Below are 19,070 nucleotides of genomic sequence, written 5' to 3'. Positions count from 1 at the left end.
CAAACTCGAAAAGGGGCCTCGCGGCCCCTTTTCTTATTTGCCGCGCGCTACGGGTGCCGCTTCGCAGCGGCCCCGCGTCATGGGGAAATCGATGGTGGTGAGCTTGCCTTTCAAGGTGCCGGTGATGCTGGCATGCAAGATGCGCTCGCTGTCGTGGCGGTAGAGGATGCGGCTGGGGAAGTCATTGTCCAGGTTGGCGAAGATGAATTCATTCGGCTTGTCCTGGCGCAGCAGATTGAAGATCACGGGCGGCTGGCCCGACGGCTGCACGATGTAGGCCAGCTGGCCCGGTTCGGTCAGGCGGATTTGTACGAATTCAAACGCCGTCGTCTTGCCGCCCTTGACGGTGCGGCTGGTGCCGAGGATAGTGCCGCCGGCGGCCGTGCTCCATTGTTCCCCGGAGCCGGGTTCGGAGCCGTCGACGTTCCAGCAGCCGGCCAGCCAGGCCAGCTTGTCCACCGTCTCCGGCGGCGCCACGGTGTTGTCGGCGGCCTGGGCAGTATTCATGGCCAGCAGCGCTGCCAGCATGGTGCTTGCGTATCGTTGCATGCGGTCTCCTGTCGTCGAAGCGTTCAGCGTATGAGGGCGCCTGGCAAGGATTATTCTTTCGGATTAATGCGCGGCAAGACGACGGTCAGGGCCGTGCCGCCTTGCGGGCTGGCTGTCAGGCTCAGGCTGCCTCCCAGGTAATGCACGCGCTCGCGCACGGAGCGCAGGCCGTGCTTGCTCATTTCGACGGGTTCGCTGGCCGGCAGCCCCACGCCGTTATCCTTGACCGTCATCATCAGTGCTTCGTCGTTGTCGTCGATGATGATGTCCACTTCTGTGGCGTTGGCGTGCGTGGCGATGTTGCTGAGCGCTTCTTCCAGGGTGCGCAGCAGGGCCACGCCCACGTTGCGCGGGCAAATCAGTTCATCTTCGGGCAGGCTGCAGCGTACGGCGATCTTGTGCTGGTCGGCAAATTGCGCGGCCAGCTCGCCCAGCGCGACATTGACGCCGAGAAACTCCAGCTTGTCGTTCCACAGTTTCATCTGCATTTGTCGGTTGGTTTCGATCACATTCAGCAGCAATTGCTTCATGGTTGCCGCACGGTCGAGCAAGGCCGCTTCCTGCGGCATTTTTTGCGTCAGCAGCGACAGGTGCATGGTCAGTGCCGTCAGCGAGGAACCGAGGCTGTCGTGCAGCTGGCGCGACAGGGCGCGCCGTTCATTGTCCCAGCTGGTGTTGACATGGCCGAGCAACTCGCTGAGATCGGCGGCGCGTTCCGCATCGGCCTGGGCCGCTTCCTTGTTCGGATCTGTTTGTGCGGACATAGCGCCCCGTGAATGGTGAAAGGTGGACCAAATTCAAGTGGTGGATCATACATGAGGATTTCATCACGGGGCGCATGGATGGAAAATTTCTGTCTTTTCGGCAATTTTTATCTCTTCCCATTATTTTTATATGATAGGCAAGATTATCGTATGCGCCAGGTGGAATTGTTCCCTTCGTTACGTACGGCTGCGCACATACCGGGGCGCCGCGCACTGCCATAGTGGGGCCATGCATTCTCCCCATGCAGCATAGCCGCTCCGCGGCGCAGGGCGCAGCACCGGCCCGCTTATTGAAACGAAAGGACATGCCATGAATATCGATACCATCGTCGACCAGGAATATGCCGACAAAAGCTTCCGCGACATCGTCAATGCGCCCATCAGCGCCCTGCGCGGCGTCAGCGCCAAGGACGCCAAGGCCTTGCAGCAGGCGTTTGGCGTGCACACCGTGCGCGAACTGTCCAACCTCAATTTCGTCAAATGGGCCAGCGCGCTGGCTATCCTGGCCGATGAAGAGGGCATGAGCGGCGAAGAGCGGGCCAAGGAAGAGTTGCTCGACGATGCCGTCGAAATGACGTTCCCCGCCAGCGACCCGATCTCCGTCGATGCCGGCATCACGCGCATCGAAGTGGCGCCGGACACCGTGAATGCGCAAACGGATCACCAGCGTGCGGGCCAGCAAGAAGTGGCGGCTGGCAAGAAATAACGCCTTCGGCCATAAAAAACCGGCTGGCCGTGAGGCCAGCCGGTTTTTTCATGCGCCGCGCGAAAAGCACGTTCAGGCGATCGAGGCGACGCTGCTTTTCTGCATGTTGACCTGCGACGCGATCACTTCGTGGGGCGAGCAGCAAAAGCGGTTCTTGCCGGCGCGCTTGGCTTCATACAGGGCCGTGTCGGCCGCGCCCAGCAGGGATTCGACGGTGCTGGCGTCGTCCGGGTAGATGGCGATGCCGATGCTGGTCGACAGGCGCAAGGTCAGGTCGTTGATGAAATACGGCTCGGAAATGACTTCGATCAGCTTGGCGGCCGGTTCACGCGCATCACCTTTGCCGGCCAGGTTGCCCAGCACGATGACGAATTCGTCGCCGCCGATGCGCGCTACCGTGTCTTCCTTGCGCGACGCGCCCACCAGGCGGGCTGCCACCATTTTCAGGATCTCGTCGCCATAGCCGTGGCCGTAACTGTCGTTGATGGTCTTGAAACCGTCCAGGTCCAGATACAGGATGGCCGACTTGCCGCGGCTGCGGGCCGATTGCTGCAAGGTGTGTTCGATGCGGTCTTCCAGCAGGCGCCGGTTCGGCAAGCCCGTCAGCGGGTCGTGCAGCGCCAGTTCCTGCTGCTGCTTGCTGTATTGCGCCAGTTCCTTGTACAGCAGGCGCACTTCCAGCATGTTGTGGATGCGCTTGTGCACTTCCATCAGGTCGAACGGTTTGCTGATGAAGTCGCGCGCCCCCGCTTCCAGGGCGGCGATCTTGAAACTCGGTTGTGCCGTCAGGGCCAGCACGGGCAGGTAGCCGCCATGCTCGATTTCCTTCAAGCCTTTCATGACCTGGAAACCATTCAGTTCCGGCATTTGCAGATCCAGCAAGATCAGGTCGTAGCAATGCTCCCGGTGCAGGGGGCAGACCTGGGCTGGACGCATGGTGGCCGTGACATTGGTATAGCCGGCATCGCGCAGGATTTCCAGCATCAGGTCGACATTGTCGGGCGAATCGTCGACGACCAAAATTTTGGCTTTCAAAATCTCATCTTGGCTGGGCATGTAGGGTCTCGGTTAATACGGTCTATGCAACGCTGGCTTCTACCGCTGATGATCGGCTGACGGCGGTGGGAAAGATAGTAGCGCCTTGCAACAAGATACGGCGCACAACAGCGCTTGAACTCGCTTCTACCACTGATGGCAGCCAAGGCTGCCGGTCTCCTGCCTGCCGTGCAGGGGGTGCTTCTGCATTTCAGTGTAGCAAACTTCAGCTTAGTTGCTTGTAGGACAGTGCCGCGTCTGGAAGTAGGAAGGCCAACCCATGGAAATAGTCATTTTGTTCTGCAGTATGTATTTCTTTGCATCATCTTTTCAAGGGTGGGCCGTGACGTGCGCCGCGGCCAGTTGCGCCACGGCCGCCAGCAGTTCGACCGGGTCCAGCGGTTTCGAGACCCAGGCCTGGAAGCCGCTGGCCAGTGCCCGCTGGCGATCCTGCGGTTGCGCGAATGCCGTCAGCGCCAGCGCGGGCAGGCGGGCGGCGTCAGGGGAAGCGCGCGCGCGGATTTGCGCCAGCAAGTCGAAACCGTCGGCATCGGGCATGCCGATGTCGCTGACCAGGACATGCGGGCGCACCTGCTCCAGCAGTTGCAGCGCTTGCGCCACGCTGGCGGCGCTGTGCACTTCGGCGTGATTGTCGCGCAGGATGCGTTCCGTCAGTTCGCGCGCATCGGCTTCGTCATCGACCAGCAGCACCCTGACGCCGCGCAAGTCAGGGCTGGCGGACGGGGCATCGCCTGCCTGGCGCGCGGCAGCGGTGGGCACGCCCAGTGGCAGGCGCACGGTAAAGCTGGCGCCCTGCATGTCGCCGGCGCTGCTGGCCGTGACCGTGCCGCCATGCTGTTCCACCAGGTGCTTGACGATCGCCAGTCCCAGCCCCAGGCCGCCATGCCGACGCGTGGTGGAGGCGTCGGCCTGGCGGAAGCGGTCGAATACGTGGGGCAGGAAGTCTTTCTTGATACCCACGCCGTTGTCGGCCACCGTGAGCGCCAGGCGGCTCGCCTCGCGGCGCACGCCGATATCGACCCGTCCCCCTTGCGGCGTGAACTTCAGGGCATTCGACAGCAGGTTCCAGATCACTTGCTGGATACGGCCGGGGTCGCCCATGAACGTGCCCGCATCGCTGGCGATGCTGCTGTGGATGGTGATGTGCTTGGCGTCGGCCGCCGGGCGCAGGGTTTCGATGGCCGAGGCGATGACGCTGGCGGGCGCAAGAGGCTGCAGGTCGAGCAGCACCTTGTCGGAGGTGATGCGGTTCATGTCGAGTAAGTCTTCGATCAGTTGCGCCTGCGCGCGCGCATTGCGTTCGATGCTTTGCAAGCCGCGGTGCAGGTCGGCCTGGTCGCGCGTGCCGCGCCGCAGTACCTGGGCCCAGCCCAGGATGGCCGACAGCGGCGTGCGCAGTTCATGCGACAGGGTGGCGAGAAAATCATCTTTCAGTCGATTCGTGCGCTCGGCCTCGGCGCGCGCCTCGCGTTCGCTGTCGAGCAGCACCTTGCGCTCGTCGGCGGCGCGCGTGGCGGCCGCGTACAGGCGCGTATTGTCGAGCGCGACGGCGGCCTGTGCCGCGATGGCCGAGACGATGCGTTCGCTGCGCGCGCTGAACATGCCCGCCTGCGGATGACCGAGCAGCAAGCGCCCCAGCAACAGGCCCGAGCGCGAGCTGACGGGCAGGCTCAGGCAACTGCGCAACGGCGGCGCGTCATCGGCGCTGGCGTCGGGCGCGGCCAGCAAGTCGTTCTGGCGCATGGCCGGTCCCTGGCGCAGTTCCGCAGCGATGGTGTCGGCCTGGCGCAGGCTGATGCCGTTGACGGCGCGCGCCGCCGGCAGGGCGCCGGGGTGGTCGTGGACATCGCCCGCATCGTCATAATACAAGGCGCCGAAGCGTGCGCCGCTGATGCGCGTGGCCGCATCGACGGTTTCCTGCAGCAGGGCAGGCAAGTCGAGCGTGCCGGCCAGGGCCGCGCCCGTGTTGTTGAGCAATTCCAGTACGCGCGTCTCGTCGCGCAAGGCTTCCTGCGCGCGCTTGACCTGGTCGACGTCGGTGCTCGTGCCAAACCAGCGCAGTAGCTGGCCGCCCCGGTCGCGCACGGGATTGGCGCGCGTCAGGAACCAGCGGTACTGGCCGTCGGCGCCGCGGATGGGGAACTCCATTTCGAACGGCGTGCCATCGCGCAAGGCAGCTTTCCAGCCTTGCAGCATGGGCGGCAGGTAGCGCGCGTCATAGGCGATGCTCCAGCCCTCGCCCGCCATCTGTTCGGCGCGGGTGCCCGTGTAGTCGTGCCAGCGCTGGTTGTACCAGGCGATGGTGCCGTCGAAGCTGGCGATCCAGGCCAGTTGCGGGATGGAGTTGGCCAGCGCGCGCAAGTCTTCTTCGCTGTGGCGCAAGCTTTCCTCGGCCGCCTTGCGCTGGCTGATGTCCTGGATATATGTGGTCAAGCCTTCGCTGGACGGGAAGATGCGCACTTCCAGCCAGCGTCCCAGCGGGGGATACAGCAGCTCGAAACTGCAGCTGTGCTGCTGCGCCATGCTGCGCCGGTACTGCACTTCCAGTTCCGTGCCCTGCAAGTGGGGGCAGGCTTGCCACAGGCTGCTGCCCGCCAGCTGGCTGCCGGGCGGACGCTGCGGCGCGAGCATGTCGGCGCCGCGCGTATTGATGTAGCGGATGGTCCAGTCGTGGTCGAGCAGGCAGAAGCCGTCGGTAATACTCTCCAGCAAGTTGGCCAGGCGCTCGTCTGACAGGCTCAGCGGCGCTGATGAGGGGAGCAGATCTTGCTTGTGGTCATGCTTAGCCATCGGAAATCCTGCAACGGTGAGTCTGCCGCACGGGCTGGTGCCCCGCTGGGCCGCCGTCGCCAAGCTCAGTGAGTGGGTCATGATGGAATAGCCTGCCGTCATGCATGAGCGGAGACACGAGCGCCCCTGTCTGACTGGTATTGTAGCTCCAAGCGGCGCGCCGCCACCGCACGCTTGCGTGCCGCCTGCAGATAGCACTGGACAGACGGGAAGGCAGTCCCTATAATCCCGCTTCTTTCGAGACAGCAACTTCTCGATGCGCTGGATGCCACTGTGAAAGCAGCTGTGTCCATCGATGAAAGGCGTGCGCTTTTCTGCGGTGAAAAGGTGGCTGATGGTGCGAGGCGGTATTCTGCAAAAATCAGCTAAGCGATTGAAAAATCGAACTTTTCAAAGCGAAATGAATACGCTATAATGTTTGCCTGCGCGGCTGTAGCTCAGCTGGATAGAGTACTTGGCTACGAACCAAGGGGTCGTGGGTTCAATTCCTGCCAGCCGCACCAGAATACTGAAAATCAGACTTTGCCTGGTTTTGTTGTAACAAGTTTCACCTCCATGTTGTTAATGGAATGTTGTCGAAGTTTTGCGGCTGTAGCTCAGCTGGATAGAGTACTTGGCTACGAACCAAGGGGTCGTGGGTTCAATTCCTGCCAGCCGCACCAGTATTACAAAAACGCAGTTCGCTGCGTTTTGATGAAAGTTTCAAGCTTCGCGCCGTCCTGCGAAGTGTGTCAGAGTTTGCGGCTGTAGCTCAGCTGGATAGAGTACTTGGCTACGAACCAAGGGGTCGTGGGTTCAATTCCTGCCAGCCGCACCAGTATCAGCAGTAGTGAAAAAAACCCGGAAAGTTCGCTTTCCGGGTTTTTTTTCGTCATGACAGCGGGCGGGCAGCGGCCATGTTGGCGGCCTGGGCAATTGTGAAATATCCGCACTGCGCCCTTTGCCATTCTGCAAAGCCCTGCTATAATCTTGTCTTAGGCGGCTGTAGCTCAGCTGGATAGAGTACTTGGCTACGAACCAAGGGGTCGTGGGTTCAATTCCTGCCAGCCGCACCAGAATATTGGGGGTCAGATTGTAAAATCTGATCCCCTTTTTCGTTGTCCGGACGCTTTATGTCGCCATTCTGGTGGCGTGCCGGTATTGCCGGCGAAACGCGCGCGGCGTGACGTGCCTGGCGGCGCGGAACTGGCGATTGAAATGCGCGAGGTTGCGGTAGCCCGCCTCTTGCGCGATGACGGCGATGGCCAGATTGCTTTCGATTAGCTGTTGGCAGGCGCGGCCGATGCGCAGCCGCGCCAGGTACTCGCCCGGCGTGCAATGCGCGTGGCGCTTGAAGCAGCGGTGGAAGGCGCCCAGCGACAGGGCCGCCCGCTGCGCCAGGCTTTCCAGTGCGATTTCTTCCCGGAAATGCGCGTGCATGAAATCGAACACGCCGGCCATGCGCTTGTGCTGCCCATCGGGCAGCGGCGCCTGCGCCATCGAGGCCAGCGGCCGCGCCCCCGTATCTCCCGCCAGGTCCAGCAGCACGTCGAGCAGCAGCGGCAAGCGCTGCGGCACGGGCAGGGCATTCAGTTGCAGCAGTTTATCTGCGCTGCGCGCGCTCGTGTCCGTTGAAAAATGCAGGGCAGGGCCGGCGCGGGACGCCAGTTGCCGCAAGCTGTGCAACTCGGGAAAACAGGCCGCCAGCTGCTCCACCCATTCCAATGAAAACCACACGACGACGGCCAGCATCGGCTGCGCGCCGTCGATGCGCTCGCTGGCCGACCAGGTGTGCGGCAAATTCGGCCCCAGCAGCACCAGGTCGCCCGGCTCGAAGTCGCCCAGGTGGTCGCCGATGTAGCGTTGTCCCCGCGCATTGACGGTCAGGGTCAGTTCGAACTGCGGGTGGTAATGCCAGATGAAGGGAATGGTGTCGAGTTCGCGCCACAGCAAGCCCCAGGAGTGGCCCGTCGGTATCGTGACTTGTTCGAATAAAGGCGTCATTGTGACGTTTGAAGCGGATGAATGGTCAGGATAGTATCAGTATTGGCCACACGGCGCGCATTTTACGGCGCCGTGCCATCGCACAATCTGTCTCACACCAACACAGGAGACAGCGATGCAAGACAAATATCAATACGGCGAAGACCGTCCCGGCAACCCGTCCGTGGCCTACACGGAACAAACGCAGTTGCGCGACATCGAGAAACAGCTGCCCCTGCGCGTGCTGTCCGACAGCGACTTTTTGCACTGGCAAACCTATGGTTACGTCATCGTCAAGGATGCCGTGTCGCCCGAACAGGTGCGGCGCACGACGGATTTCCTGTGGGAGTTCCAGGGACTGAACCAGCACGATCCTGCCACCTGGAACCGGGACCAGCTGCGCGACCACGCGATGAAGGAACTCAACGGTTCCGGCATGGTCGAGGCCTATCACCACCAGACCCTGTGGGATAACCGCCAGACCCAACGGGTATATGACGCCTTCGTCGACATCTGGGACCGTCAGGATTTGTGGGTGACCATCGACCGCGCCAACCTGAACACGCCGAACCATGGCAAGCGCAAGTTTGGCGGCTTCATCCACTGGGATGCGGATACCACGCTCGACCCGCTGCCCGTCAACGTGCAGGGCGTGCTGGCCCTGTCCGACACCTCGCCCGAGAGCGGCGGTTTCCAGTGCTATCCGGAGCTGTTCAACAACTTGCTGGCGTGGCGCAAGAGCGTGCCGCTTGACCGCAACCCGTGGCAGCCGGACCTGGCGACGGTGCCGTATCCGATGGAATTCATCGCCATGAAAAAAGGCGAGTTGTTGATCTTCAACAGCCTGCTGGCGCACGGCATCCGCCCGAACACGTCCACGGACCAGGTACGCCTGGCGCAATACATTTCCTTCACGCCCGCGCAGGAAGATAATCAAGCCTTGCGCGACTGGAGGGTGCAAAGCTGGCGCGAGCGCAGCGCGCCGCAGGGCTACGCATTCCCCGGCGACCCCGAGGAAAAGGAAAAGCTGCGCTATCCGCAGGCGCGTTTGACTGCGCTGGGCGAGCAGATCCTCGGCGCGCGCGACTGGTAAGCCACGTTCTGTCCGCCAGTCTTGCCTGCCGGATAGACAATTGCGGGCAAATGCACGATCATGGTTCGACTTGCCATCGACCGAGGAAACGCATGAGTATCATCACCTGCATCGAAGACTTGCGCGTGCTGGCCCAGAAACGGGTGCCGCGCATGTTTTACGACTACGCCGATTCCGGTTCCTGGACGGAATCGACGTACCGCGCCAACAACAGCGATTTCGCCAAGATCAAGTTCCGCCAGCGCGTGGCCGTCAACCTGGAAAACCGCAGCCTGGCCTCGACCATGGTCGGACAGCACGTCTCGATGCCGGTGGCCCTGTCGCCCACGGGCTTGACGGGCATGCAGCATGCGGATGGCGAAATTCTCGCCGCCCAGGCCGCTGAAAAATTCGGCGTGCCGTTCACCTTGTCGACCATGAGCATTTGCTCGATCGAAGACGTGGCGGCGAACACGACAAAACCGTTCTGGTTCCAGCTGTACGTGATGAAAGACCGCGAATTCATCAACCGCCTGATCGACCGCGCCAAGGCGGCCAAGTGCGGCGCGCTGGTATTGACGCTGGACTTGCAGGTGCTGGGCCAGCGCCACAAGGACTTGCGCAACGGCCTGTCCGCGCCGCCGAAACTGACCATCGCCAATATCATCAACATGGCCACCAAGCCGCGCTGGGTGGCGGGCATGCTGGGCACAAAGCGGCGCGGCTTCGGCAACATCGTCGGCCACGCCACGTCCGTGTCCGACATGTCGTCGCTGTCGGCCTGGACGCAGCAGCAATTCGACCTGAGCCTGTCGTGGGCGGACGTGGAATGGATCAAGCAGCGTTGGGGCGGCAAACTCATCATCAAGGGCATCATGGACCCGGAGGACGCGCGCCTGGCCGTCAACAGCGGCGCCGACGCGCTGATCGTCTCGAACCACGGCGGGCGCCAGCTCGACGGCGCGCAATCGTCGATCGAAGCCTTGCCCGCCATCGTCGACGCCGTCGGCAGCCAGATCGAAGTGCACATGGATGGCGGCATCCGCTCGGGCCAGGATGTGATCAAGGCCGTGGCGCTGGGCGCGAAAGGCGTGTACATCGGCCGCCCGTTTTTATACGGCCTTGGCGCCATGGGCGGACCGGGCGTGACCAAGTGCCTGGACATCATCCGCAATGAACTCGACTTGACGATGGCCTTTTGCGGCTTGCGCGACTTGCAGCAGGTGGACAAGAAGATTTTGTTGCCGGGGACGTTTTAAGTTTTCAAGTTGAAGCGACCATCTTCCCGGGCGCGGCGCCAGTCGCGTTGCCTGGGCGTACGCGCGCCGGCATGGAAAAATCTTGATTTTCCGTGCTAAAAAAAATAATATTTCCAGGATCTGCTTGTTATAATTCCATCCATGGGGAAATTTTTAAGAAGAAAACGGCTGCAGATCTGGATCGCTTGTCTGGCGATCCTGCTCAATGCGCTCGCACCTTCGATTTCCCACGCCTTGTCCGCCGGGCCATCGAACATGATGGAAATCTGCTCGGCCACGGGAACGACATGGGTTGCCGTCGATCAGGCAGCACCGGACGCGACGGAAAAATCGCCGCTGCACCATCTGGAGCACTGTCCGTTTTGCATGACGCATGCAGATACCTTCGCCTTGCCCTTGCCACTGATGCCATCGTTTGCGCTGGACGGCGGGCATGAGCAGTTTCCGGCACTGTTTTACCATTCTCCCTCCCCCTTGTTCTCCTGGTCCGCGGCCCATCCGCGCGACCCTCCCGCAACCTGCTGATGACCTTTGATGGCCAGCGTTCCCGTATGGTTCGGGCGCGCCGGCATGCCTAGTCGCATCTGCAGCCATCGGCCATGCCGATCGGGTTAACAATCACGATCATTGTCAATTTCCTTGCGCTTGCCATGCTGGCATCCGTGTTTTTTGACGTCATGTCGAAAAACGGCATGTGAAACAGGTTCAGGATTTTCAGATCCGATCTGCGGCCTCAATCCGCCTTTTTAATTGTCTATTTAATATCTATAAATGAAAACATCATTCCAAACCAGCATCACCGCCGGCAGCCTGGTCGCCGCCGCAGTTCTGACCGCTTGTGGGGGCGGCAGCGATGCCACCACGCCGGTTGCCCCGGTGGCTACCACATCCTTGTCGGGCGTGGTTGCCGATGGCTATTTGAGCGGCGTCAAGGTCTATCTGGACCTGAACAACAACGGAATAGGGGATGTGGGCGAGCCTTCGGCCACGACCGATGCCAACGGCGCCTATACGCTGACCGGTATTACGGCCGGTGACGAGAGCAAATATCCGATCGTGGCGGAAGTACCCGCAACGTCCGTCGACCAGGATACCAGTGTCGCTGTAGGCAAACCATTTACGCTCAGTGCACCTGCTGGTGCGTCGTTCGTGAGCCCCATGACAACGCTGGTGCAAGAAAAGGTACGTGCCGGTAATTCGCTTGCACAGGCCGATGCGTCAGTCGTGGCGTCGCTGGGCATCACCACCGTGGGGGTGAGTGCGCTGGAAAACTATGTGCTGAAAAAGGGCACCGCCGCTGACCAGAAGAACGACTATGTCCGCACGCACGAAGCGGCCAGGACCTTGGCCACGGTGTTGAAAGATGGCAAGCAATTAGTCGGTTCGACCACCGCGTCCACCGACAAGGCGACACAAGCTGTCCTGGTACAACAGGCCGAGTCGGTCTTGCTGACGCAAGCCGTCGCCAATGCAGCCACACCGGGAGCCTTGTTTGACCATGGCGCGGTCAGCGCTGCGAGTGTGGCCGGCGTCAGCACCTTGAAGGCGGCAATTGCAGGCAACAAATTGATCGCGGCCAACGCCACCCAGGCAGTCAAGATCAACTTTGATGTGGTCAATGGCGCCACCGCAGTCGGTACCAGCGCTTGCACCACCGACCTGTCATTGGGCTCGGCCAATGCTGGCGCGGGCACGGTGGGAAAAATCAAGGATTTGCGTTTCTATGTTTCCGGCGTCGCGCTGATTGATGCCGCCGGTAACTATGCCCCGCTGGTGCTGACTGAAAACAGCAATCAAGGCCGCAATGTCGCCCTGCTTGACTTTGAAGATGCTAGCGGGGGGTGCAGTGCCGGCTCGACGGCCACCTACACCGCACTGACCGGCAATGTGGCTCCTGGCACTTATGTCGGTATCGCATTCACGCTCGGCGTGCCGGTACTGTCGGCCGATGGCAGCAGCACCGTGGCGCCGCTGAACCATAGCTACGCGGCGCAAGCTTTTGACAATGGCAGCATCAAGGCGACGCCACTTCCGCTGCAAAATGCGGCGATGGGCTGGTCATGGCAAAGTGGCCGTAAATTCACCAAAATTGAATTTACGGCCAATGCGGGATCGGTTAACACCCTTGTCCATCTGGGGTCTACCGGCTGTGTCGGTGATCCGATTCAAGGTCGCATCACCAACTGCTCCAGCCCGAATCGTCCGCATTTCAAATTTGCCAGCTTCAATCCGGCAAACCAAAAAATCGCGCTGGATTTGAGCGCCTTGTTCGCCGGACTCGACCTGAGTACGTCAAAAACCTGGATGTCCGGCAAGCAGGCTGCCACGCCGGCGCTGCCCGCCACGCTCACTCCCGGCCAATTGAGCGGCAACAAGGTCGTTGCCGGTTTCTTCAACAAGTTCCAGCTTGCGGAAACGACCGGCTTGCCCATCAATGACGGTGCTTCTCAGACACTATTTATCGTGAAGTAAACAGTGACTTGGCCCTCATCCTTGTGACGGGTGAGGCTTGTCACCGCCGTACCCGACCGCTGTACGTCTGTCGGGTATGGCGGTGATGACTTGACATCGCCATGCATGGCTACTTGAAATGACATCCACACTCAAAAAATACGTGTTGTTTGCCGTGGCGGCAATCGTGCTGCCGGGCCTGGTTTTTTACTGGGCGCAATCGCGCGCGCCGCACCTTGCAACTTGGCAATGGAACTTGCCGGCACATTTTCCCGTCCCACGCGTGCCTGCGGACAATCTGATGTCGGAAGAAAAATTCCAGCTCGGTCGTCATCTGTTTTATGACAAAAAACTGTCGGGCAAGGGCACGATGGCGTGTGCCTCATGCCATTTCCAGCGCCTGGCCTTTACGGATGGCAAAGCCGTCTCGATAGGCGCAAGCGGGATGCCGACGCTGCGCAGCGCACAGACCCTGGCCAACTCGGCCTACCACCCATTCTTTACCTGGGCCAATTATTCATTGGTCAGCATGGAACACCAGATGATGGTCCCTTTGCTGGGAGAAGATCCCTTGGAAATGGGGGTGAACGATGCCACGCTGGTGCGCATTTTGCAGCGCTTCAACGACGATGACAACGACGTCCAGCGCTTCCAGGCGGCTTTTCCAGGCGAGCCGATTCGACTCGAGCATATCGTCAAGGCGATCGCTGTTTTTCAGCGGGCAATGATTTCTGCAAACAGTAAATATGATCAATATCTGCTGAAAAAAGCAGCGCTCTCGGAACAGGAAGAACGCGGCCGTGTGCTGTTTTTTTCCAACCAGGCGCAATGCTCGCAATGTCATGGCAGTTTCAACTTCAATGACCAGGTCATTTCAGCGGACACCACACACGTGAAGAGGCAGTTCCACAATACGGGACTGTACAACGTGGGTGGCAATGGTGCTTATCCTGCGGGCAATGGCGGCATTGCCGAACTATCCGGCAAACCCGAAGACATGGGCATGTTTCGGGCGGCCAGCCTGAGAAACATCGAAGTCACGGCGCCCTATATGCACGATGGTTCGATTGCTACCCTGGAGCAAGTCCTGGCTGTTTATGCCGCAGGCGGACGCGATATTGCAGACGGTCCGCACCAGGGGGACGGCAGAAAGCACCCCAACAAGGACGTTCGTCTGAACAAGATCACGCTCAGTCGCGCCGAACAGGACGACATCATCGCCTTCCTCAAGACCCTGACCGATACCGAGTTTCTGAGCAATCCCCGGTTCTCGGACCCTTCCAACATGGACATTTAAGCGAAGCGACCATGATCAAATCTTCATTGAACACCATCGCGGCGCTGCTTGCAGCACTGCCGCTGGCGGCCATCGCCCAGGAGGAAAAAATCCTGAATGTGATCGTCCTCACCGCGCCGAGAATCGACCCTCTGGGCGCGACAAAGCCGAGTGCCGCGAGCCAGGACTTGCAACAACTGCGCGCCGCCACCAGCGACAGCGCGCGCCTGTTGCAAAACATTCCCGGCGTAAGCCTTTACGGCGCGGGTGCCATCTCGAGTCTGCCGGCCATTCACGGCCTGGCGGACGACCGGATACGCGTGCAAGTCGATGGCATGGATCTCATGGCGGCTTGCCCGAATCACATGAATTCGGCGCTTTCCTACATCGATCCGAGCAAGGTTGGCAGCATCACCGTGTATGCCGGCATCACGCCGGTCAGCGTCGGCGGCGACAGCATCGGCGGCACGATCCAGGTCAAGTCCGCGCCGCCCGAGTTTGCCGAGGCCGGACAGCCCGCCTTTGCCAAGGGGCAGGCGGGTACTTTTTTTCGCAGCAATGCCAATGCCAAGGGATACAACATCGGCGCCACCTGGGTGGGACATGATGTCAACCTGTCGTATAGCGGCTCCCGCTCGCAAGCAGATAATTACAAGGCTGCAAGGGACTTCAAGGCCGTCACCCGAGGCCGTGAAAACGGTCCCTTAATTCCAGGCAATGTTGTCGGCTCCAGTGCGTATTCCGGATCAAAGAATCAGGAGCTGGCACTGGCACTGCGTCACGAAGAGCATCTGCTTCAGCTGAGCGTGAGCCGGCAGACGGTCGGCTTCGAGGGGTTTCCGAACCAGCGCATGGACATGACAGGCAACCAGAACACGCTGCTGAACCTGCGCTACACGGGGCGCTATCAGTGGGGGGAACTGGAGGCGCGTCTCTACGATCAAGACACCCGGCACAACATGGACATGGGGCCGGACCGCTACGCCTATGGTTATGGGATGCCGATGGACTCCAAGGGGAAAACCCGAGGGGCCACGATCCAGGGCAGCATCCTGTCGTCCGGGCGCGACATTGTTCGACTCGGTGCAGAGTATCAGCAGTACACGCTGTACGACTGGTGGCCGGCGGTCGGCGGCACGATGGGCCCCAATGCCTACTGGAACGTCGACTACGGTCAGCGCAACAAAATAGATGTCTACAGCGAATGGGAAGCGTCCTGGAATACACAATGGCTCAGTCAAATCGGCGTGCGCAGCACCACTGTCAGGACGAATGCGGCCCCGGTGCAGGGCTACGACAACGGTTTGGCCGGTCTGTGGGGCAACGAAGCGGCCGCGTTTAATGCGCTCGATCGCAAGCGTACCGAGCACAACTGGGACCTGAGCGCCATCGCCCGTTACACGCCGGACGCGACGCAACACTACGAGGCGGGCTATGCGCGCAAATCCCGTTCGCCCAGCCTTTACCAGCGCTACCCCTGGTCGACACAGCCGATGGCGGCATTGATGAATAATTTCGTCGGCGATGGCAATGGCTATGTCGGCAATGTCGACCTGCGACCGGAAGTGGCCCACAGCGTCAGCGTCACCGGCAACTGGCAGGGGGCCGACGCGCAGCAATGGGGCTTGACGGCGACCGGCTACGCCACCTACGTACAAGACTACATCGATGCGCGACGCTGCGACTTCAATCAGTGCAGTGCCGCCAACGTGGCCGCCACGACGGGTTTTGTGCTGCTCCAGTATGCCAATCAATCTGCCCGGCTGTACGGCATCGATTTGTCTGCCCATCTGCGACTGGGAAAGACTGCCGCTTTCGGTAGCGTCACAGGGACGGGCTTGCTCAATTACGTGCGGGGCGAGAACCGGACCACGGGCGACGATCTGTACAACATCATGCCGCTCAACGTGAAGTTGGCACTAGTGCAAAGTCTGGGGGCGTGGAGCAATACCGCCGAGTTTCAATGGGTTGCCGCCAAAAAGAACGTGTCGCAGGTGCGCAACGAAATGCGCACGGGCGCGTATGGCTTGCTCAATCTGCGTAGCAGCTACGAATGGCAGCATGCGCGACTCGATATCGGCATCGAAAACGCGCTCGACCGTTTCTACGCGATGCCGCTGGGCGGCGCGTATGTCGGCCAGGGCGCGTCGATGACAAGCAATGGCATCCCATGGGGAGTACCCATTCCCGGCATAGGCCGCTCGATGAATATCGCACTGAACCTGCACTTTTAAAATAGGACATAAAAAATCATGAAAATCACTTGGATCCATTGGCAAAAAATACATCGTGTCATCGTCCTGAGCGCCTTCAGCGGATCGCTGTTGGCCGGCTGTGGCGGCGGTGGTGATGGCCCGGCCATCGAAGCGCGGCCACAGACGCTTCAATTTGTTGGCGCGGCCATCACGCTGCAATTGCCGGGCAGCGCAACCGTCGTGGCAAAGGCCAGTTCCGATCTGCCGATACGCTACAGCAGCACCACGCCCACCGTCTGTTCCGTGGATGGCAGCACCGGTGTCGTGAGCGCGCTCGCCACCGGCGTCTGCAGCATTGCCGCCAATCAATCTGGCAACACCACCTTTGCCCAGGCGCCGCAAGCGATTCAAACCATCCCCGTCGTCGTCAATCCCAGTCAGACCATCCGCTTTGCGGCCGCGCCGGAACTGAGCTGGCTCGGTACCGCCACGGTCTCCGCCGTGGCCAACTCGGGCTTGGCGGTCAGTTTCAACAGCGCCACGCCTTCCGTGTGTGCAGTCAACGAGAAGTCGGGCCTGGTGACCAGCCTGGCGGCAGGCACTTGCACCATCACGGCCGATCAGGCCGGCGATGCCAACTATCACGCGGCGCCGCAGGCGATGCAGAGTCTGCCTGTTTCAGTGCCGTCCGGTATCACTGTGCCGGGTGCGCCTGCCGGAGTGACGGCGACCGTGGCCAACGCCATCAATGAAATCACTGTCAGCATTGGCGCAACGGACAGTGGCGGCAGCCCGATCACCGGCTATACCGTGACCTCCATTCCGGCAGGCATCACCGCGACAGCAAGCACATCGCCGGTGAGCGTCACTTGTCCGAGCACCTGCAGCGGTTACGCCTTCCAGGTGATGGCGAGCAACCGTATCGGTCAGGGCGCGCCGTCTGCCGCGAGCGACGTGCTGACCAACTACAACGTTGTTGAAACGTTCTACGAACCCGATACGCAGCCGCGTGATTCGATCTTCATCGGCTCATTCACTTTCAATTCGACCACCCGAACGGTGCTCAATCTGCATGGCATCCTGAGCGAATCGATGACCGGCAGTCAACTGGCCTACCCGGCGGACAACATGGTCTGGTTGCCGCTGAACAATCAGCTGTCTGCGGTATCGGACGCTGCGCTGGGCGGGGTCCTGGTCACCACCTTTTTGAACAGCAATACCAGCACGTTCTCCAGCATGTCCGGTGGCGATGGGTGGTCACCCCAGGCTGGCGTGGACATCGGTGGTGTGTATGCAGGCTTCCCCAAAGCGGCGCAGAACCCGGGCAATGCCTATGCCATGATCTTCGTCAACACCGACAATCCCTTGGCGCCTCTGACGCCAGCCCAGCTCAACAAGCTGGCGTATGCCGACTGCGCTCCGGGCGGCATGATGGGTGCCGTGTGCATGACCGGAACCACGGTGGCCGGTTATGGCGCTGTTGGCACGATGAGTGGCTATCCGGTATCCCAAAAAATCACCAAAAAACCTTAAGCTGCTGGCGCCAGCACGCTACCTCGCTGTCAATGCGGGGCGATGCGGCTCCAGGTTTCACGGAACGTGGCCGCATCGAGCGGCCGCGCATGCGGGTCGTCGGGCTGGAACAGGCCGCCGATCAGCATATCCTGAATGGCGCCCGTGAAGCCTCCGTACGCGGCGCGGCCCCACTGGCGCCGCGTGTGGGCGAAGACGACGGCATCTTGCTGCGCGGCCAGTTGCGCCAGGGCTTGCCGCAAGGTGGCGGCCGCCTCCGTCCCCATATCCGTGGCGATGGCGCACACCAGGCGCTGGCCGAATTGCAGGGGCTTGCCGGCCCGCCCCAGCAGCGATTCATTGGCCAGCGCGAGGAACACATCGGGCGCCTGGTCGTCTTTTTCGCAGACGGTCCAGGTGGGCGCCCATGCTTCCAGGCTCATGAAGCGGGCCTCGGTCGTCTGCGGTGTGTGCGTCCACTTGGCGTGCGATTTGGCGTCCCAGCCCAGGCGGCCAAAGGGAATCGGCTTGCCCTTGGGATTGTATTGATGGCTGCGCACGCCGGCCTTGCCCCGCGCCTGCGCCATGAGACCATCGAGGCTGGCGGCAAACGGCGCCCATTGCGCCGCCTGCCACAGCGGCGCTGCATCAGGCGCGGCCAGCAGCAGGAACACTTCGTACTCACGTGAAAAAAATGCCATGCACCTTCCTTATCGTTGCAGTTGAGATATGGCCGCCCTCTGGCTGGGGCGCAGCAGGTACACGCCATACAGGCACAGGGGCAGCACGGCCAGCAGGGCGATAGTCGGCAGGATGGACGCGCCATCTTCGGCCGGGTTTGGCAAGGTGGCCGTCACCAGCGCGTAGTCCCACAGTCCATGCACGAGGACCATGGGCCATACCGAGCGGGTGCGCAAGCGGATGGCCGCATAGCCGACGCCCTGCAGGGTGGCGGCGACGGCTTGCCATAGGGCGCCGCTGACGTCGCCCGTGGCCAGGCCGTTGGCCAAGTGGGCCAGGCCGAACAGCGCCGATGACATCAGGACGGCGGGCCAGACGGCGTAGCGGTCCAGCATGCCTTGCAGCAAGATGGCGCGGAACATCAGCTCTTCCGAGATGGCCACCAGCGCCGCATTGCACGCCACGATCAGCAGCACGCGCGGCTGCGGCCAGCCGCCGGCCCAGGCCAGCAGCAACATCAGCAAGGCATACAGCAGCGGTGGCAAGACCAGCCACAGCGTTTTCCATGGCTGCGGCGCACCCAGGCCCGCTTCGCGGCGCCCGCTTGACGCCAGCAGCAGCGCCAGTGCGAACACGGCGGCCAGCGCCCACGACAGGCCGATACGCCCGGTGACGGCTGTGCCCGGCAAGGCGTAGCCGGCCGCTTCCAGCCAGCGGCCTGCCATGCTCAAGCCCAGCCAGATGGCCAGGGCGCCGATGGCGAGCGGCATGGTGAGGTGGATTCTTTTCCTGAACAT

Annotated in this window: 15 protein-coding genes and 4 tRNA genes; 12 read left to right on the top strand and 7 right to left on the bottom strand. The window is 61.3% G+C overall.

The window, feature by feature from the left end; all coding sequences use genetic code 11:
• Positions 1–33: 33 nt before the first annotated feature.
• Positions 34–549: a DUF6265 family protein gene (locus C8C92_RS18950; protein ID WP_133250799.1), complete on the bottom strand. Its 516-nt coding sequence runs from the start codon at positions 547–549 to the stop codon at positions 34–36.
• A gap of 50 nt (positions 550–599) precedes the next feature.
• A complete protein-coding gene (locus C8C92_RS18945; RefSeq protein ID WP_116744946.1) occupies positions 600–1,313 on the bottom strand; it encodes an ATP-binding protein in 714 nt (237 codons plus the stop codon).
• Positions 1,314–1,623: 310 nt separating this feature from the next.
• Between C8C92_RS18945 and C8C92_RS18940 the strand changes: the two genes are divergently transcribed.
• Positions 1,624–2,019: a hypothetical protein gene (locus C8C92_RS18940; protein ID WP_116744945.1), complete on the top strand. Its 396-nt coding sequence runs from the start codon at positions 1,624–1,626 to the stop codon at positions 2,017–2,019.
• A gap of 72 nt (positions 2,020–2,091) precedes the next feature.
• Here the strand turns inward: C8C92_RS18940 and C8C92_RS18935 are convergent, their stop codons facing one another.
• Positions 2,092–3,075: a diguanylate cyclase gene (locus C8C92_RS18935; RefSeq protein WP_096236234.1), complete on the bottom strand. Its 984-nt coding sequence runs from the start codon at positions 3,073–3,075 to the stop codon at positions 2,092–2,094.
• A 309-nt stretch (positions 3,076–3,384) separates the two neighbouring features.
• Complete coding sequence (locus tag C8C92_RS18930; RefSeq protein ID WP_116744944.1) at positions 3,385–5,865, bottom strand: ATP-binding protein; 2,481 nt, start codon at positions 5,863–5,865, stop codon at positions 3,385–3,387.
• 426 nt (positions 5,866–6,291) lie between these two features.
• On the opposite strand from C8C92_RS18930, the gene C8C92_RS18925 reads away from it, so the two are divergent.
• The 4 genes from C8C92_RS18925 (at position 6,292) to C8C92_RS18910 (ending at position 6,920) form a co-directional block, all read left to right on the top strand.
• Positions 6,292–6,368: transfer RNA gene (locus C8C92_RS18925), tRNA-Arg, on the top strand.
• Positions 6,369–6,450: 82 nt separating this feature from the next.
• Positions 6,451–6,527, top strand: a tRNA-Arg gene (locus C8C92_RS18920).
• 78 nt (positions 6,528–6,605) lie between these two features.
• Positions 6,606–6,682 (top strand) — tRNA-Arg (locus C8C92_RS18915).
• Positions 6,683–6,843: 161 nt separating this feature from the next.
• A tRNA-Arg gene (locus C8C92_RS18910) sits at positions 6,844–6,920 on the top strand.
• Between the two features lie 55 nt (positions 6,921–6,975).
• Here the strand turns inward: C8C92_RS18910 and C8C92_RS18905 are convergent.
• Positions 6,976–7,848, bottom strand: a complete 873-nt coding sequence (locus C8C92_RS18905) for an AraC family transcriptional regulator (RefSeq protein WP_116744943.1) — start codon at positions 7,846–7,848, stop codon at positions 6,976–6,978.
• Between the two features lie 115 nt (positions 7,849–7,963).
• Here C8C92_RS18905 and C8C92_RS18900 point away from each other — a divergent pair, with 115 nt between their 5' ends.
• The 7 genes from C8C92_RS18900 to C8C92_RS18870 all read left to right on the top strand — a co-directional run bounded on the left by C8C92_RS18900 (position 7,964) and on the right by C8C92_RS18870 (position 17,613).
• Entirely contained in the window at positions 7,964–8,920 is a 957-nt protein-coding gene (locus tag C8C92_RS18900; RefSeq protein WP_116744942.1) for a phytanoyl-CoA dioxygenase family protein, read from the top strand.
• A 92-nt stretch (positions 8,921–9,012) separates the two neighbouring features.
• Positions 9,013–10,158 carry an alpha-hydroxy acid oxidase gene (locus tag C8C92_RS18895; RefSeq protein WP_116744941.1) on the top strand — a complete coding sequence of 382 codons (1,146 nt, stop codon included), beginning with the start codon at positions 9,013–9,015 and terminating at the stop codon, positions 10,156–10,158.
• 141 nt (positions 10,159–10,299) lie between these two features.
• The gene (locus C8C92_RS18890; protein WP_099763228.1) at positions 10,300–10,683 is read left to right on the top strand and encodes a DUF2946 domain-containing protein; all 384 of its coding nucleotides are present in this window, start codon (positions 10,300–10,302) and stop codon (positions 10,681–10,683) included.
• A 246-nt stretch (positions 10,684–10,929) separates the two neighbouring features.
• A complete protein-coding gene (locus tag C8C92_RS18885) occupies positions 10,930–12,630 on the top strand; it encodes an MbnP family copper-binding protein (RefSeq protein ID WP_099763229.1) in 1,701 nt (566 codons plus the stop codon).
• Between the two features lie 118 nt (positions 12,631–12,748).
• Positions 12,749–13,906 carry a methanobactin export MATE transporter MbnM gene (locus tag C8C92_RS18880; protein ID WP_099763230.1) on the top strand — a complete coding sequence of 386 codons (1,158 nt, stop codon included), beginning with the start codon at positions 12,749–12,751 and terminating at the stop codon, positions 13,904–13,906.
• Between the two features lie 11 nt (positions 13,907–13,917).
• Positions 13,918–16,119, top strand: a complete 2,202-nt coding sequence (locus tag C8C92_RS18875) for a TonB-dependent receptor plug domain-containing protein (protein ID WP_116744940.1) — start codon at positions 13,918–13,920, stop codon at positions 16,117–16,119.
• A gap of 18 nt (positions 16,120–16,137) precedes the next feature.
• Positions 16,138–17,613, top strand: coding sequence for a fibronectin type III domain-containing protein (locus tag C8C92_RS18870; RefSeq protein WP_116744939.1), 1,476 nt, complete (start codon positions 16,138–16,140; stop codon positions 17,611–17,613).
• A gap of 29 nt (positions 17,614–17,642) precedes the next feature.
• Here C8C92_RS18870 and C8C92_RS18865 read toward each other — a convergent pair whose 3' ends face one another.
• Together C8C92_RS18865 and C8C92_RS18860 are read right to left on the bottom strand one after the other, a co-directional pair.
• Positions 17,643–18,293, bottom strand: coding sequence for a hypothetical protein (locus C8C92_RS18865; RefSeq protein ID WP_116744938.1), 651 nt, complete (start codon positions 18,291–18,293; stop codon positions 17,643–17,645).
• Positions 18,294–18,302: 9 nt separating this feature from the next.
• Positions 18,303–19,070: a CPBP family intramembrane glutamic endopeptidase gene (locus C8C92_RS18860; RefSeq protein ID WP_165829496.1), complete on the bottom strand. Its 768-nt coding sequence runs from the start codon at positions 19,068–19,070 to the stop codon at positions 18,303–18,305.

This window comes from Janthinobacterium sp. 78 (assembly GCF_003096775.1).
GTDB lineage: Bacteria > Pseudomonadota > Gammaproteobacteria > Burkholderiales > Burkholderiaceae_D > Janthinobacterium > Janthinobacterium tructae.
The sequence above is the reverse complement of the archived record's forward strand: the minus strand, read 5'-3'. Positions and strand labels throughout refer to the sequence as shown.